The 14535-nt window shown below is 70.3% G+C and carries 13 protein-coding genes and 1 pseudogene; 3 read left to right on the top strand and 11 right to left on the bottom strand.

What is annotated here, in order from left to right; all coding sequences use genetic code 11:
- Positions 1-62 precede the first annotated feature (62 nt).
- Entirely contained in the window at positions 63-1082 is a 1020-nt protein-coding gene (locus CLV67_RS04655; RefSeq protein ID WP_106315901.1) for a GNAT family N-acetyltransferase, read from the top strand.
- Positions 1083-1233: 151 nt separating this feature from the next.
- Here CLV67_RS04655 and hemB read toward each other — a convergent pair whose 3' ends face one another.
- The 8 genes from hemB to CLV67_RS04615 form a co-directional block, all read right to left on the bottom strand.
- Positions 1234-2214, bottom strand: coding sequence for a porphobilinogen synthase (gene hemB / locus CLV67_RS04650; RefSeq protein WP_106315900.1), 981 nt, complete (start codon positions 2212-2214; stop codon positions 1234-1236).
- Positions 2215-2288: 74 nt separating this feature from the next.
- The gene (locus tag CLV67_RS04645) at positions 2289-3875 is read right to left on the bottom strand and encodes a bifunctional uroporphyrinogen-III C-methyltransferase/uroporphyrinogen-III synthase (RefSeq protein ID WP_106315899.1); all 1587 of its coding nucleotides are present in this window, start codon (positions 3873-3875) and stop codon (positions 2289-2291) included.
- On the bottom strand, positions 3872-4798 hold the full coding sequence (gene hemC / locus CLV67_RS04640; RefSeq protein WP_106315898.1) for a hydroxymethylbilane synthase: 927 nt from the start codon (positions 4796-4798) through the stop codon (positions 3872-3874). Before hemC ends, CLV67_RS04645 begins: the two co-directional genes overlap by 4 nt.
- The gene (locus tag CLV67_RS04635) at positions 4795-6090 is read right to left on the bottom strand and encodes a glutamyl-tRNA reductase (RefSeq protein ID WP_106315897.1); all 1296 of its coding nucleotides are present in this window, start codon (positions 6088-6090) and stop codon (positions 4795-4797) included. Before CLV67_RS04635 ends, hemC begins: the two co-directional genes overlap by 4 nt.
- Positions 6087-6833 carry a redox-sensing transcriptional repressor Rex gene (locus CLV67_RS04630; protein ID WP_106315896.1) on the bottom strand — a complete coding sequence of 249 codons (747 nt, stop codon included), beginning with the start codon at positions 6831-6833 and terminating at the stop codon, positions 6087-6089. Before CLV67_RS04630 ends, CLV67_RS04635 begins: the two co-directional genes overlap by 4 nt.
- 232 nt (positions 6834-7065) lie before the next feature.
- The gene (locus CLV67_RS04625; RefSeq protein ID WP_106315895.1) at positions 7066-7707 is read right to left on the bottom strand and encodes an HAD family hydrolase; all 642 of its coding nucleotides are present in this window, start codon (positions 7705-7707) and stop codon (positions 7066-7068) included.
- 10 nt (positions 7708-7717) lie between these two features.
- Positions 7718-7963: a glutaredoxin family protein gene (locus CLV67_RS04620; protein WP_106315894.1), complete on the bottom strand. Its 246-nt coding sequence runs from the start codon at positions 7961-7963 to the stop codon at positions 7718-7720.
- Entirely contained in the window at positions 7960-9396 is a 1437-nt protein-coding gene (locus CLV67_RS04615) for a class I adenylate-forming enzyme family protein (protein ID WP_106315893.1), read from the bottom strand. Before CLV67_RS04615 ends, CLV67_RS04620 begins: the two co-directional genes overlap by 4 nt.
- 394 nt (positions 9397-9790) lie before the next feature.
- Between CLV67_RS04615 and CLV67_RS04610 the strand changes: the two genes are divergently transcribed.
- Together CLV67_RS04610 and CLV67_RS04605 are read left to right on the top strand one after the other, a co-directional pair.
- Positions 9791-10735 carry an ECF subfamily RNA polymerase sigma factor, BldN family gene (locus CLV67_RS04610; protein WP_106315892.1) on the top strand — a complete coding sequence of 315 codons (945 nt, stop codon included), beginning with the start codon at positions 9791-9793 and terminating at the stop codon, positions 10733-10735.
- 175 nt (positions 10736-10910) lie between these two features.
- Positions 10911-11765 (top strand): annotated as a pseudogene (locus CLV67_RS04605) (DUF5667 domain-containing protein); the annotation flags it as partial.
- Positions 11766-12186: 421 nt separating this feature from the next.
- Here the strand turns inward: CLV67_RS04605 and CLV67_RS04600 are convergent.
- From CLV67_RS04600 to CLV67_RS04590, 3 genes are all read right to left on the bottom strand, one after another.
- Positions 12187-13185, bottom strand: a complete 999-nt coding sequence (locus tag CLV67_RS04600; protein ID WP_106315890.1) for a lysophospholipid acyltransferase family protein — start codon at positions 13183-13185, stop codon at positions 12187-12189.
- Positions 13182-14267: an NAD-dependent epimerase/dehydratase family protein gene (locus tag CLV67_RS04595; RefSeq protein ID WP_106315889.1), complete on the bottom strand. Its 1086-nt coding sequence runs from the start codon at positions 14265-14267 to the stop codon at positions 13182-13184. Before CLV67_RS04595 ends, CLV67_RS04600 begins: the two co-directional genes overlap by 4 nt.
- A gap of 76 nt (positions 14268-14343) precedes the next feature.
- Positions 14344-14445, bottom strand: coding sequence for a 30S ribosomal protein bS22 (locus tag CLV67_RS04590; RefSeq protein WP_007465623.1), 102 nt, complete (start codon positions 14443-14445; stop codon positions 14344-14346).
- Positions 14446-14535 lie beyond the last annotated feature (90 nt).

Genomic DNA, 14535 nt, shown 5'->3' with positions numbered 1-14535 from the left:
GCAGATGTACTTTTGCGTGGCCAGCACTTCCCTAGAGTTCTCACAAACGGCACGATGTACCCGTGAGGGTGCGTGAATGGGATCCCCGCTCCGCGTCCGCGACCGAGATCAACTCGCTCGTGGAGACGGTGAACGCGGTCCTGGCGGCCGATCTTCCGGATGATCCACCCTGGCGGGATGTGCAGGTCAGGGAGTACCTCGCCGAGACCATGCCCGGCGAGCGGCGGATCACCTGGGTGGCTGAGGACGATCGTCTTCCCGAGGGTGAGAGCAAGATCTTCGGGCACGTCAACATCCTGCTGCTCGGCGACATCGGGGTGCTCGAGGTGCTGGTCCGGCCTGAACTGCGCCGTCGCGGGCTCGGCCGGCAGCTGGTCGCGGTGGCGGCACGCCGAGCCTATCTGGAGGGTTTCTCGTCGATCGGGGTCGAGGCGATAGGCGGCACCGCGGCGATCCCGTTCTACGAGTCGCTCCGGTTCGAGCGGGAGTATGTGGAGACGCGCAGTGTCCTCAATCTGGACACCGTGGACTGGTTGGCGCTCGGCAGCATGGCCAGCGGAATCAGCACCGGCTACCGGGTCGAGTACCACCCGGGCGGCCCACCGGACCATCTGCTCGCCGCCTACGCGCAGGCGAAGGCCGAGGCGCAGCGCGACGACGACGACCTGGACCTGGCGCCGCGCTCGTCCGACCCGCAGCGCCTGCGGGAGTCCATCGACACGCTGCACAAACGTGGCCTGAAGCCGTTCATCGTCCTCGCCATCCACGAGGCGAGCGGTGAGGTGGCCGGGCTGACCGAGGTGGTCGTCCCGGCGCAGCATCCCGAGCGTGCCGACCAGTACGACACGATCGTCGCCCGGGAGCACCGCGGCTACGGCATCGACCGGGCGATCAAGGCGCGGATGCTGTTCGAGCTGCGCTCCGCCGAGCCGACGCTGTGTCAGGTGCAGACCTGGAACGCTCAGCACAACGAGTCGATGCTCAAGGTCAACGCCGAGCTGGGCTACCAGTCCGACCGCGACTGGTTCGAGTACATCGCCGACGTCACGCAGCTGGTCCAGTTCCTAGAGCCCAAGGACTGAAACGATCGAACCCCAACAGAGTCGAATCAGCCGCAAACGCCGCCGGTGACGAGGCAAGCGATTTGTCGACACCGCGGCGTTGGCGGTGGCGGGAAATCGCCTGCCTCGTCACCGGTTACAAGGCGTTTGCGGCGGAGCGAAGCGGAGTCGGCTAGCGCAGCAGCCGGGCCGCCTCGGTGGCCCAGTACGTCAGCGTCATCTGGGCGCCGGCCCGCTTGATCGACGTCAGCGACTCGAGGATGACCCGCTCCCGGTCGATCCAGCCGTTCGCGGCGGCCGCCTCGACCATCGCGTACTCGCCGGACACCTGGTAGGCGGCGACCGGAACGGTCACCCGGTCCCGGATGGCGGCGATGACGTCCAGGTACGGCAGCGCCGGCTTGACCATGACGATGTCGGCGCCCTCGGCCACGTCCAGGTCGACCTCACGCAGCGCCTCACGGAGGTTCGGCGGGTCCTGCTGGTACTGGCGGCGGTCACCCTGCAGCGTTGACTCGACGGCCTCGCGGAACGGGCCATAGAACGCTCCGGCGTACTTCGCCGAGTAGGCGAGGATCGCGACGTCCTGATGTCCGGCCGCGTCGAGGGCCTTGCGGATCACGCCGATCTGACCGTCCATCATGCCGGACGGACCGACCATGTGGGCGCCGGCGTCGGCCTGCGCGACCGCCATCTCCCCGTAGATCGCGAGGGTGGCGTCGTTGTCGACCGAGCCGTCGGCGGCGAGCACACCACAGTGGCCGTGCGAGGTGAACTCGTCCAGGCATAGGTCGCTCATGATGACCGTGCTGTCGCCCAGTTCGGCCCGGAGGTCACGGATGCCGACGTTGAGGATGCCGTCCGGGTCGAGGCCGGCCGAGCCGGTCTCGTCCTTGTTGCCGTTGTCCGGCACGCCGAACAGCATGAGACCGCCGATGCCCGCGCTGACCGCCTCAGCCGCGGCTTTGCGCAGGGACTCGCGGCTGTGCTGGACGACGCCGGGCAGCGAGCTGATCGGCTTCGGCTCGGTCAGTCCCTCCTTGAGGAACATCGGCAGGATCAGCTCGGACGGGGCGACGCGCGTCTCCTCGACCAGGCGGCGGATGGCGGGTGTACGCCGCAGGCGGCGCGGGCGGATGTCAGGGAAGGACATCGAGCGCTCCTAAGAAAGCGAAGCAGAAACGGCGAAGCGCGCCGACTCGCACGTCGGCGCGCTTCGCCGGAACATCAGCGGAAGCGGAGAGCCGTCGGGCCCTGCACCTTGGAACCGCGGCGCTGCTTGGCCGGCATGGCGGCCAGCTTCTCGCGCAGCTCGAGGGCGTACTCGGCGAGCGCCTCGACCAGGTCCGGAACCGAGGCGTTCTGCGGCTGGGTGTCGACCCGCAGGCCGAACTCGACAGCGGTCTCGGCGGTCTTCGGGCCGATCACCGCGACGACCGTACGAGCGTGCGGCTTGCCGGCGATGCCGACCAGGTTCCGCACGGTCGAGGACGAGGTGAACAGCACCGCGTCGAAACCGCCGGACTTGATCGCGTCCCGGATCTCGGCGGGCGGCGGGGCGGCGCGGACGGTCCGGTACGCCGTGACGTCGTCCACCTCCCAGCCGCGCTCGATGAGACCGGCCGCGAGCGTCTCGGTCGCGATGTCGGCGCGCGGCAGCAGCACCCGGCCGACCGGGTCGAGGATCTCGTCGTGCGGCGAGAACTCGGCCAGCAGACCGTCGGAGGACTGCTCCCCGGACGGGATCAGCTCCGGCTGGATGCCGAACGCGCGCACCGCGTCGGCGGTCGCCTCACCGATGCAGGCGATCTTCACACCGCCGAAGTGACGGGCGTCGAGGCCGTGCTCGCCGAACTTCTCCCAGACCGCGCGGACCGCGTTGACCGAGGTGAAGATCACCCAGGCGTACCGGCCGTCGACCAGGCCCTTGACGGCCCGCTCCATCTGGGCCGGGGTGCGCGGCGGCTCGACCGCGATGGTCGGCACCTCGCACGGGATGGCGCCGTAGGCACGGAGCCGGGCGGACATGGCGCCGGCCTGCTCCTTGGTCCGCGGGACGAGCACCTTCCAGCCGTACAGCGGCCGGTTCTCCCACCAGCTCAGCGAGTCGCGCTCGGCGACGTCGGAGCCGACGGTGAGGACGACCCGGCCGGTGAAGCCGAGCGCGGCAGCGACGAAGCTGTCCACGGTCGAGGTGGTGGTGTACTGCGTCTCGCCGGTGCCGTCGCCGGTCACGCCGACCGGGACACCCGGCTCGACACCCGCGGCGAGCAGGCCGTCGCGGACGGCGGCGAGGTCACCGGCGTCCACGGCCACCGCGAAGGAGCCCTTCTGGGCGGCCGCGGCGAGCGCGTCGAAGTCCAGGTTGGTGACGTCGTCGACGTCGGCGGAGATGCGCACGCCGGGCAGCGGCACCCCGGCGTAGGCGGCGACGCCCTCGGCCTGACCGATACCGGGGATGACCTCGAAGTGCACGGCGGTCCGCGCGACCGCCTGCACCTCCTTGACCACCGAGTCGTGGCCGAACGGGTCACCGGCGACCAGGTGCACTGCCGACAGGCCGGACTTGGCCGCGGAGAGCAGCACCTTGGCGACGTCGCCGGGGGCGCCCTCGGCCGGGCTGAACTGCGCGTCCTCCTTGGCGTCGGAGCGGATCGCGCTGAGCAGGGAATCGGGCACGCCGCGGTCGTAGACCACCTGGTCGGCATCGGTCAGCGCCGCGTACGCGCGGCGGGTCAGCAGCTCCGGGTCGCCGGGTCCGGCGCCGATGAACGCGATGCGTCCGGCTGGCTTACGGGCGGTGCGGGTGGTCATTCTGTGCTCCCCATCAGGGTATCGGCTCCGGCGTCGAGGAGATCGATGGCAAGCGCCTTGCCGATCTCCGCCGCGCCGGCGGGCGTTCCGGTGCGCGACAGTCGGACGGCTCGGACACCATCCGGGCTGATCACCGCACCGCGCAGGTAAATCTCGTCACCGTCATCGCCTTCGGCGATCTCGGCGTGTGCCGCGACCGGGGCGGAGCACCCGGCCTCGAGCGTGGCAAGCATCGACCGTTCCGCCAGCACGGCGGCACGGGTCGGTGCGTGATCGAGAGCGGACAGCAACTCGATCAGGTCGGTGTCGTCGGCCCGGCACTCCACGGCCAGCGCACCCTGAGCCGGGGCGGGCAGCATGAGCATCGGGTCGAGCGTCTCGGTGATCTCCGCCGATCGGCCGAGGCGCGCCACACCGGCCCGGGCGAGAACGACGGCATCGAGGTCGGCCTCGGGTCCGAGTACCCGGGCGATGCGCGAGTCGACGTTCCCTCGGATCGGCGTGACCTGCAACTCTAGGCCCAAGGCGTGCAGTTGCGCGATTCGGCGCACCGCACCGGTACCGATGGACGATCCCGGCGGCAGCTCCGCCAGCGTCAGACCGTCGCGGGCGATCAGGGCGTCACGGGGGTCCTCACGCGGCGGGATCGCGGCGATGTGCAGCTGCGGATGCGCGGCCGTGGGCAGGTCCTTGTACGAATGGACGGCGAAGTCGATCTCGTCGGCCAGCAGCGCGTCACGCAGCGCGGACACGAACACACCGACGCCGATGCGGGCGATCGGGGCACTGGACCGGTCGCCCGGTGTGACGATCCGGACCAGCTCGACCTGGCGGCCGGTCGCGGCGGTCAGGGCGTCGGCCACCATCTGGGACTGGGTGAGCGCCAGGGCGCTGCCCCGGGTGCCAAGGCGAAGCGCGGTCATGAGCGGCCTCCGATCTCGGGTACGGCGTCCGCGTGCGTGGCGAGCGGGACATCGAGGTCGAACAGCTCGCGGAGCAGGGCCGCGTACTGGTCACCGCCGGGTTCGGCGGCGAGCTGACGGACCCGCACGGTCGGCGAGTGCAGCAGCTGCTGGACGACCCGGTGCAGGGTACGGGAAACGTCGGCCCGCTGCTCCTCGGTGAATTCCGGCCGCCGGGACATCAGCTTGCGCATCTCGGCGGAGACGACCTCCTCGGCCCGGGTCCGCAGAGCGGCCACGGTGGGGGCGATCTCGGCGCCGCGCAGCCAGCCGAGGAAGTTGTCGACCTCGACGGCGACGATCTGCTCGACCGCCGCGGTCTCGGCGGCCGCCGGGTTGCTGCGGCGGCTGTTGGCCAGGCTGTCGATGTCGACGATGAGCACGCCGGGCAGGCCGACGGCGTCGGGCGCCACGTCGCGGGGCACGGCCAGGTCGAGGACGACCAGCTCCTTGCCGGCGCGTTCCAGGCGTGCCCGGGTCAGCACGGGCTCGGTGGAGGCGGTCGCGCACACCACGATGTCGACCTCGCGCAGCACCTCGTCGAGCTGCTCGATCGGGACCGCGATCGCGCCGTAGGCCTCGGCGAGCCGGTCGGCCCGCTCGTGGCTGCGGTTGGTGATCCGTAGCGGACCGACGCCACTGCGGGTCAGCGTGGCGACCGACAGCGCGCCCATGGCGCCGGCGCCCACGACCAGCGCGGAACGGCCGGTGAGGTCGCCACCCAGGTGCTCGGCGGCGACATCGAGGGCGGCCGTCACGACGCTCTGGCCCGCCTTGTCGATGCCGGTCTCGGCGTGTGCCCGCTTGCCGACCCGCAGCGCCTGCTGCATCAGCTCGTGCAGCAGGCGGCCGGCCGAGTCGACCTCGGTGGCGGAGTGGTACGCGTCGCGAAGCTGCCCGAGGATCTGCGCCTCGCCGACGACCATCGAGTCGAGGCCGGACGACACCCGGAACGAGTGGCGGACCGCCGCCTCGCCGTAGTGCACGTACAGGTGGCCGGCGAGCTCGCTGGCCGGGATGCCGGAGTGCTCGGACAGCACGTTGCAGATGTCGCCGAGGCCGCCGTGGAAACCGCTGACCGCCGCGTAGACCTCGACCCGGTTGCAGGTGGAGACGACGACCGCCTCACCCACGTACGGCTGCGCGACGAGACGCTGCAGCAGCTCGGGGACGCCGGACTCGGGAATGGCGAGGCGTTCCAGGACCGCGACGTCAGCCGTGCGGTAGGACGCGCCGATGCTGAGGAGATTCACGAACCGACCGCCTCCTGATCGCCGTTGGCCACTGCGGGTGCCCGGCCGCCGGGCAGCGCGGTCAAGGACGCTTTGCGGTGCTCGTGAAAAGAAAGGATCTGCAGCTCGATGGCGAGATCCACCTTACGGACATCGACGTTGGACGGCACCGACAAAACCCCCGGGGCGAAGTTGAGGATGCTTGTCACACCTGCCGCGACCAGCGCGTCGGCGACCGCCTGGGCGGTGCCGGGCGGAGTGGCTATCACACCGATCGCGATGGACTCCTCCACCGCGACCCGCTCCAGATCGTCGATGTGCCGCACGGCGAGGCCGTTTATCTCCTCGCCCACCTTCTTCGGGTCGGCGTCGAAGAGCGCCACCACCCGGAAGCCGCGGCTGGCGAATCCGGCGTAGCCGGCCAGCGCGTGACCGAGGTTGCCGACGCCGACCAGGCAGACCGCACGGTTCTTGTCGAGACCCAGGATGTACTCGATCTGGTCGATGAGCAGCGCGACGTCATATCCGACGCCGCGAGTGCCGTACGACCCCAGGTGCGAAAGATCCTTGCGGAGCTTGGCCGAGTTGACCCCGGCGGCCGCGGCGAGTCCCTCGCTGGAGACCGTCTCGGCGCCCGTCTCGGCGAGGTGATGGAGGGCGCGCAGGTACTCCGGAAGTCGCGCGATGGTCGCCTCCGGGAGATCCGGGAAGGCCGGGACGCCATCGGCTCCGCCGGGCGTGCTTCCGTGACGCTGCTGGCTCATCTGACTCCGTGCCGACGAGGCGAACCTGCGGTGAGCCCTGTCTGTGCGATACCGGTGAAACCCTCGTGGGGTGGCTGTGGTAGCGGGGCTCGTCGGAGTCACAGAGTAGGCGCTTGTGAAGGCGTGCACAAATCGCGATCTTGTCGGGACAATTGGACAAGATCGACCCGGCTGTGTTAGTCGGGCCGACCTGTCGAGTATTACCGCTCCTACCCCGCCAGGGCCACTCAGCTCAGAGTGACATGGCCATCTTTACCGCCTCTACCAGCGTGTCGGCGACCGGACGGCCGGATTCACGCAACCGTGCGGGATCGGTGAACCCGCCGGCGTAGAGCACCGCCCGGCCCCCGACCGACTCGGCCGCGTCGGCGTCGTCGAGCGAATCGCCGATCATCACCACGTCGGCGCCGGCCACGCCGAGCTCGGCCAGGTGGGCGGCTAGGTGTGCGGCCTTGAACCCGCCGCCCAGCTCGGCCTGCAGCCCGTCGATCCGGGCGAACAGGCCGCTCAGCCCGTAGCTGTCGACCGCCGGGACCAGCTCGTGGTGGAACCACATGGACAGCAGCGACTGGCTGCCCGGCCAGGCCTTGATGGCGGCCTGCGCGTCGGCGGCCAGTGAGACGTCGGTCAGTCCCACGCGGTACGCGTCGTGGAAGATCTGGTCCAGACGGCCGAACTCCTCCTCGTCGATCGCCCGGCCGAGCATCTCCGCGTAGAAGTCGGCGACCGGACGCCGGAAGGCCCGCCGGTGCTCGTCCGCGTCCACATCACGGCCGCCGGCCGAGGCGAAGGCGACGTTGCTCGACGACACGACCAGATGAAGATCGTCGAGAAGGGTTCCGTTCCAGTCCCAGACGAGATGCTTTTCAGTCACCCGCCAGAACCTACAGGCGGGGCTCACCGGGCTGTCGAGCCAAATCCCGGAGCAGGCGCTCCTCCTCGATCCGCCAGTAGCCGTGCTCCTTGCCGTCCAGCAGCAGCACGGGCACGCGATCGCCGTACTCACGCTCGAGTTCGATGTCGGAGTCCACGTCGACCTTGCGCCACCCACCGGGCGCGATCCGGTCCAGCGTCTGCTCGGCAACCTCGCACAGGTGGCAGCCCACCCGGCTGATCAGAGTCAGTCTCACAGGTCCCTCTTCCGTACCTTGCCGATCACCGTTCGCGGCAACCCGTCCACCAGCTCGACACCGGGCAGCTTGAACCGGGCCAGCCGGGTTGCGCAGTACACCTGCAGCTCGGTCGGGGTGGGCGCGGGGTCACCGATGACGGTGACGTACGCGTGCGGCCGCTGCCCGGTCACGGTGTCCGGCACCCCGACCACGGCCACCCCGGTCACCCGCGGATGCGCCATCAGCACCCGTTCGATCTCCGCCGGGTAGACGTTGAAGCCGTTCACCAGGATCAGCTCGCCGATCCGATCGACCAGCACCAGGTCGCCGTCGCCGTCGGCGTACGCCACGTCCCCGGTGGGCCACCAGCCGTCCGGCCCGGGGCCCTCGCGACCGTCCGGCCAGTACCCGAGGAACAGGTTGGGGCCGCGCACCACGATCTCGCCGGGGTCGGTGCCGGCCGACCCGGCGACCTCCAGGTCCTCGTCGACCGAGGCGGTGCCGTCGCGCCACAGCTCGGATCCGGAGCTCGTCCGCAGCAGCAGTTCGACGCCGGGCAGCGGCCGGCCGATCGAGCCCCGCTTGTCCCGGTCGCTCACCGCGGTCGTGGTCAGCACCGGGGCGGTCTCGGTCAGGCCGTACCCGATCAGGATGGCCCTGCCGGTCAGTTCGCGGAAGCGCGTCGCGACGCCGGTGTCCAGCGGCGCCGCGCCGCACACCGCTGTCCGCACACCACGCAGCGCCTCGGCTGCTCCGGGCCGCCCGAGCCAGGCCTGATACATCCCCGGCACCCCGACCGCGACGGTCACCGAGTGCCGTGCGATCAGTTCGAGGGAGTCCGCCGGGTCGAAACGCTCGGCGAGCACGCCGGTCGCCGCGTGGTGTGCGACGCTGCCGAGCCCGGTGTTCAGCCCGTAGGCATGGAAGAACGGCACGGCGAGCAGTACCACGTCGTCCGGGCCGACCACCGGTGGATCGATGCGATCCAGCTGGTCATGGTTGGCGGCGAGTGCGGCGTGGGTGAGCATCGCGCCCTTCGGACGCCCGCTGGTGCCCGAGGTGTAGAGCAAAACCGCAAGATCATTACTTTTCGGTACAGCTGGCGTGTCGCCCGTTCCCGCGGTGTCCGGCGGTCCGTCCACGATCAGTGCGGCGCCGGAGTCGGTGATCGCGTGCTCGCGCTCGTCGGCGGTGTAGCCGGGGTTGAGGGGCACCGCGACACGGCCGGCGCGCAACGTTCCGAAATAGACGACGACGAACTCGACGGTGTTGCCGAGCAGCAACGCCACTCGATCGCCGGGGGCGGTGCGGGAAGCGATCCAGCGGGCGGCAGCGGACACCCGGGTGTCCAGTTCCGCCCAGGTGACGACGGTGTCGCCGGCGATCAGTGCGAGCCGGTCGGGGCGACGTCCGGCGGCCTCGGCGACCGGGTCACGGGCGGGTTCCTCCACGAGGCCCGAGTCTGGCACAAACGGCTCCCGACCGGGGTGTCGGACAGGCGGTCCGTCCGGGATGCGGCTTGTTCCGCCATGGTGACCTTGACGAGGGTTGCCGTGATCTGCGCGTTTCGCGGCTTTGCGCTCAGCGCACACGGTGTGCGACTCCTCGTGTCCGAAGTCGGCAATACTTCCGCTCTGTGTAACGGAATACACACCAACGGGTGAAGCAGGCTGGCACTCTTGCCGGTTGCTCACCCATTTTGTTGTGATTGACCACTTTGTTCTGAGTGACCGACCCTCATCCCGAGGAGGCCGCTGTGCCCTACAAAGCACGGAATTACGGTGAATTCACGTCTGGCGGGACGGATTCACTGTCGCCGGAGGCCCGCCGGGCTGAGGAGGCGCAGTGACTCATGTGTACGCGGACGACTCGTACCACCGCGATGTCATCGCGGCCCGGCACGCGCTGACCGAGGGCCTGAACGCCCTGCGGGATTCAGGAGGGATGATCGTCAACGCCATCCGGGGCGACAGCTCCAAGCAGACCGGCAGCCGGCGCCCGTTGAACGGACCGCCCGCCGTCGCGTCACCGCACGCCGGCAAGGGCAACGGAGGCGGCCGGGCCGGCGCACCACGGCCACCGGCGCAGCCCACCGCGGGCCAGCGCTCCAACATCGGTGAGGGCGAGACCGTCGCCGGCGACCACACCGTGGTCCTCCCGACCCAGAGCACCACCGGCCCGCCGACCGAGTCCGCGCCACCCAAGGCCAGGCCCGACCGGGGCGACCCCGCGGCCGAGGTGTGGGCCCTGGTCGAACGCGCCCAGGCCGGCGAGGCCGAGGCTTTCGGCCTGATCTACGACCGTTACGTCGACACGGTCTTCCGGTTCGTCTATTTCCGCGTGGGCAACCGGCAGCTCGCCGAGGATCTCACCTCGGACACGTTCCTGCGTGCGCTCAAGCGCATCGGCAGCTTCACCTGGCAGGGCCGCGACCTCGGCGCCTGGCTCGTCACCATCGCCCGGAACCTGGTCGCCGACCACTTCAAGTCAGGCCGTTACCGCCTCGAGGTGACGACCGGCGACGTGCTCGACGCCGACCGCGAGGACCGGGGCCCGGAGGGCAGCCCGGAGTCCGCGGTGGTCGACCACATCACCAACGTCGCCCTGCTCACCGCGGTCAAGCAGCTCAACCCGGAGCAGCAGGAATGCATCGTGCTCCGGTTCCTGCAGGGCTTCTCGGTCGCCGAGACCGCGCAGACCATGGGCAAGAACGAGGGTGCCATCAAGGCCCTGCAGTACCGGGCGGTCCGCGCCCTGAACCGGCTCCTGCCCGACGGGTTCCAATCTTGATCGCACACCCGAAGATGTCGATCTCCGATACCCGATGGCAACGCCTCGCACCCGTAACCGGGGCCGCGTGTCGCGCGTTTGTCCGGATGCGACCCGGGACCGTGGCACACGGTCCGGTCGCCGACGCCGGCCCGCAGGCCGGCGAGACAGTCACGAGCGAGGGGAGGTGCCCACGGTGAAGTTCGCATTCCCGAACTCCCGGAGTGCCGAGCGCTTCGCGGAACTTATCGACGACGCCGGTGGCGCCCGTCGGCACCACAGTCGTGGGCAGGCCGACGAGGAGATCAACCGGCTGGTCGCCATAAGCAACCGGCTCTCCACTGCCGGGCCCGGCGCACCGGTCGACTCCGAGTTCCGCGTCGGCCTGCGCGCCATGCTGGTCGCCACGGCCGAGCGGGACGGCATCGGGCGGACCGCCGCCGAAGCCGATCCCGAACCCGTCGTCGAACCCGCCGGCCGCCGTTCACTGTTCGGCCGCCGGATCCGGGCCCGCGGGGCGATCGTCATCGGTGTCGCCGCCGGTGCGATGGCCGTGTCGGGGATCTCCGCGGCGAGCGAGAGCGCGTCGCCAGGCGACGCCCTCTACAGCGTCAAACGCCAGACCGAGCGCGCCCAGCTGGCGATCGCCGGATCCGACGTGACGCGGGGGCAGCTGTCGCTGGACTTCGCTCGGACCCGGCTCTCCGAGGCGGTCGCGATGGCCGGTGACGAGCCGGAGTTCGCGCTGGTGCTGGACGACATGGACGCCGACACCCGCAAGGGAGTCCGGCTGCTCACCACGTCGGCGGTGTCCCAGCGCAACGGCAAGCCGCTGGCAACACTGGACGACTTCGTCGGTGACCAGCGCGGTACGTTCGCGCCGGCCCTGGAGAAGCTCTCCGCGGCCAACCGCGAGCGGGCGACCGTGTCGCTGGGCCTGCTGAAGGACGTCGTCGACCGTGCCGAGGCCCTGCGATCCGGACTGGGCTGCGACAAGGTCACCACGGCCGGTTCCGACGCGCTCGGGCCCAAGCTGCGCGACTGCCCGGCCACCGATGACGGTGACACCGCGGCGACGTCACCGCAGGGTGGTCACAGCAAGACCGGCAACCGGCAGAACGGCCAGGCCACGACGCCGAAGCCGACCAAGTCGGGCGCCACGGCGGACCCGGGAACGACCGGTCAGACCGTCGTGCCGGGCAAGTCCACCGCCCCGGGTGCGACGCCGACCGCCACGGACGGCACCGACACCCAGGCACCGGCCGAGCCCTTCGGCACGACCGACAAACCGAAGAGCGAAGAGGACGAGGGAGTCCTGGGCGGACTGCTCGGCGACCTTTTCTGATCAGGAACGGCCTGCTCGAGAACGTGGCGAGGGGCGGTGCCGGAGCTCAACACTCCGGGGCCGCCCCTCAACCGTCACTATAGGACGGACGGGTGGGCGGCTCCAGAAGATTGGCACTCACTCACGTTCACGGCCCGAAGGGGTCCGGCCGCTTCTCCAGCAACTCGTGCAGGGTCGCCTGGATCGTCTCGCGTACCTGATCGGCGAGGTTGTAGACGACCAGCGGATCGTCCGCGAACTCGGTGAGGTGCGCGGTCGGGATCGGCGGGCAGAACTCGATCAGCCACTTGCTCGGCAGCGGGACCATGCCCAGCGGCCCCAGCATGGGGAAGGTCGGGGTGACGGGGAAGTACGGAATACCGAGCAGGCGGGCCAGCGGCTTGAGGTCGGCCAGGATCGGATAGATCTCCTCGGCACCGACGATCGCGACCGGCACGATCGGGGTACCGGTGCGCAGAGCCGCCGACACGAACCCGCCGCGGCCGAAGCGCTGCAGCTTGTAACGCTCGGAGAAGTGCTTACCGATGCCCTTGAAGCCCTCCGGGAAGACGCCGACCAGCTGACCCGAGTTCATCAGGCGCTCGGCGTCCGGGTTGCAGGCGACGGTCGCACCGGCCGCCCGGGCCATCTCGCTCATCACCGGCATCCGGAAGACCAGGTCGGCACCGAGCAGGCGCAGGTGCCGGTTGTCCGGGTGCTTGTCGCGGATGGCGACGGTGAGCATCAGGGCGTCCAGCGCGATCGTGCCGGAGTGATTGCCCACCACCAGCGCACTGCCGTCAGCCGGCACGTTCTCGATGCCGAACACCTCGGTCCGGAACCAGTCGCGGTAAAGGATCTTCAGCAGCGGGTGGAAGAGGGCATCGGTCAGCTCCGGATCGAAGCCGAACTCGTCCACCTCGTACGCCCCGGCCAGTCGCCGCCGCAGAAAGGCCAGGCCGTCGGCGATCCGCTGGTCCCAGACGTCCAGGGTGGCCGCAGCGGTGGTGGGCTCCGGCGCCTGCGGCATCGGCTCGCCCTTCTCGGGAATCGGACGCCGGCCGTTGACCCGCTGCACCGGTGGTGGCTCGGGCAGCTTGAACTCGGTGTGGCCGGGCAGCATGTCGCGGTACTCGTCCTGGCTCACGGCGTCTCCCGTCCCGCAGCCGGGGAGGTCTCGGCCGCCGCGGCCCGGACCCGGCGGATGCCGTCCAGGATCGCGTTCTCGGCCGCGGCCAGCCGGTCCGCGGTCAGCGTGGAACCGTCCGCGTGTGTCTTGATGAACTCCTCGAACGCCTCGACCGTGGTACGCGGGGTGAAGCCGAACTCCCGGACCAGGCGGGTCGTGTCGACCACCCGGCCGTGGACGAAGAGGTCGATCTGGTCCATGCCGATCTGCTCGACGCCGAGGTTGCGGAGCATGGCCGCGCCGGTGGAGAGGGCCGGCTCGGGCAGCGGCAGCGAGATCCGGCCGGCCCGGCGCACGGCCTGGGAGAGCATCAGGACACCGGAGCCGGCGACGTTGAAGGTGCCCGGGTGGTCCTCGGTCACCGCGCGGTGCAGGATCTCCAGCGCGTCCTCGACGTGCACGAACTGCAGCCGAGCGTCGCGGCCGAGCACGGTCGGCACGACGGGCTGTGCGAAGTAGCGGGTCAGCGACGTCTCAGCGGACGAGCTGATCATGGGGGCGAAGCGCAGGACGGTCGCCGCGACCTCGGACCGGCGCCGGCGGAATCCGCGGACGTACCCCTCGATGTCGAGGATGTCTCGGGCGAACGCGCCACGCGGCACGGCGCGCGGCTCGGTGTCCTCGGTGAAGACCGCCGGGTCGCGGAACGAGGCGCCGTAGGCGGCGGTGGACGAACGCACCACGAGTTTGCGCAGCCCGGGCGCACCCTGGGCCGCGGCCAGCACCTGCATGGTGCCGATGACGTTCTGTTCTTTCATCGCCGCGCGGCCGCCGTGCTTCGCGTCGGGCACGCTGGTCACTGCCAGGTGCACGACGGCTTCGGCGCCGAGATCGGCGATGGCCTCGGTGGCCGCACGTGCGTCGGCCCGGATCCGCTCGACCCCCTCGAGCAGGCCCAGAAGGCGTGCAGGCGGGTCGTGCGGATCCAGACCGACGACACGGTCGATACGAGGATCCGCGGCGAGGCGGGCGGCCACCCGAGCGCCGAGAAAACGGCTGACTCCGGTGACCACGACGACGCTGGGCGGTGAGGTCACCACGGGTGCACCCTTCGATGCGCGGCCTCTAACAGACGGCAAGTGCCGCCGACAGCCGGGAATTCAACCCGGCCGGCGGTCACTTGCCGAGACGGCGACGCTGGACGCGGGTCTTGCGCAGCAGCTTGCGGTGCTTCTTCTTCGCCATACGCTTGCGGCGCTTCTTGACCACGGAGCCCATACGAAAAGCCTCTCGAGAAACCATGTTGGGTGGGCCCGGCGCACGGCCGGCCCCGGACTGGGACGGCGCCCGGAGCAGCGGCGCCATGTG

The sequence above is a fragment of the Actinoplanes italicus genome, from assembly GCF_003001815.1.
In the GTDB taxonomy this organism is placed as follows: Bacteria; Actinomycetota; Actinomycetes; order Mycobacteriales; family Micromonosporaceae; genus Actinoplanes; species Actinoplanes italicus.
Note: the sequence above shows the minus strand (reverse complement) of the source record. Positions and strands in the feature narration are given on the sequence as shown.

Coding starts and splice junctions, on each gene's coding strand:
- hemB (WP_106315900.1), bottom strand. CDS start 2,214: ATGTCCTTCCCTGACATCCGCCCGCGCCGCCTGCGGCGTACACCCGCC.
- CLV67_RS04645 (WP_106315899.1), bottom strand. CDS start 3,875: ATGACCACCCGCACCGCCCGTAAGCCAGCCGGACGCATCGCGTTCATC.
- hemC (WP_106315898.1), bottom strand. CDS start 4,798: ATGACCGCGCTTCGCCTTGGCACCCGGGGCAGCGCCCTGGCGCTCACC.
- CLV67_RS04630 (WP_106315896.1), bottom strand. CDS start 6,833: ATGAGCCAGCAGCGTCACGGAAGCACGCCCGGCGGAGCCGATGGCGTC.
- CLV67_RS04590 (WP_007465623.1), bottom strand. CDS start 14,445: ATGGGCTCCGTGGTCAAGAAGCGCCGCAAGCGTATGGCGAAGAAGAAG.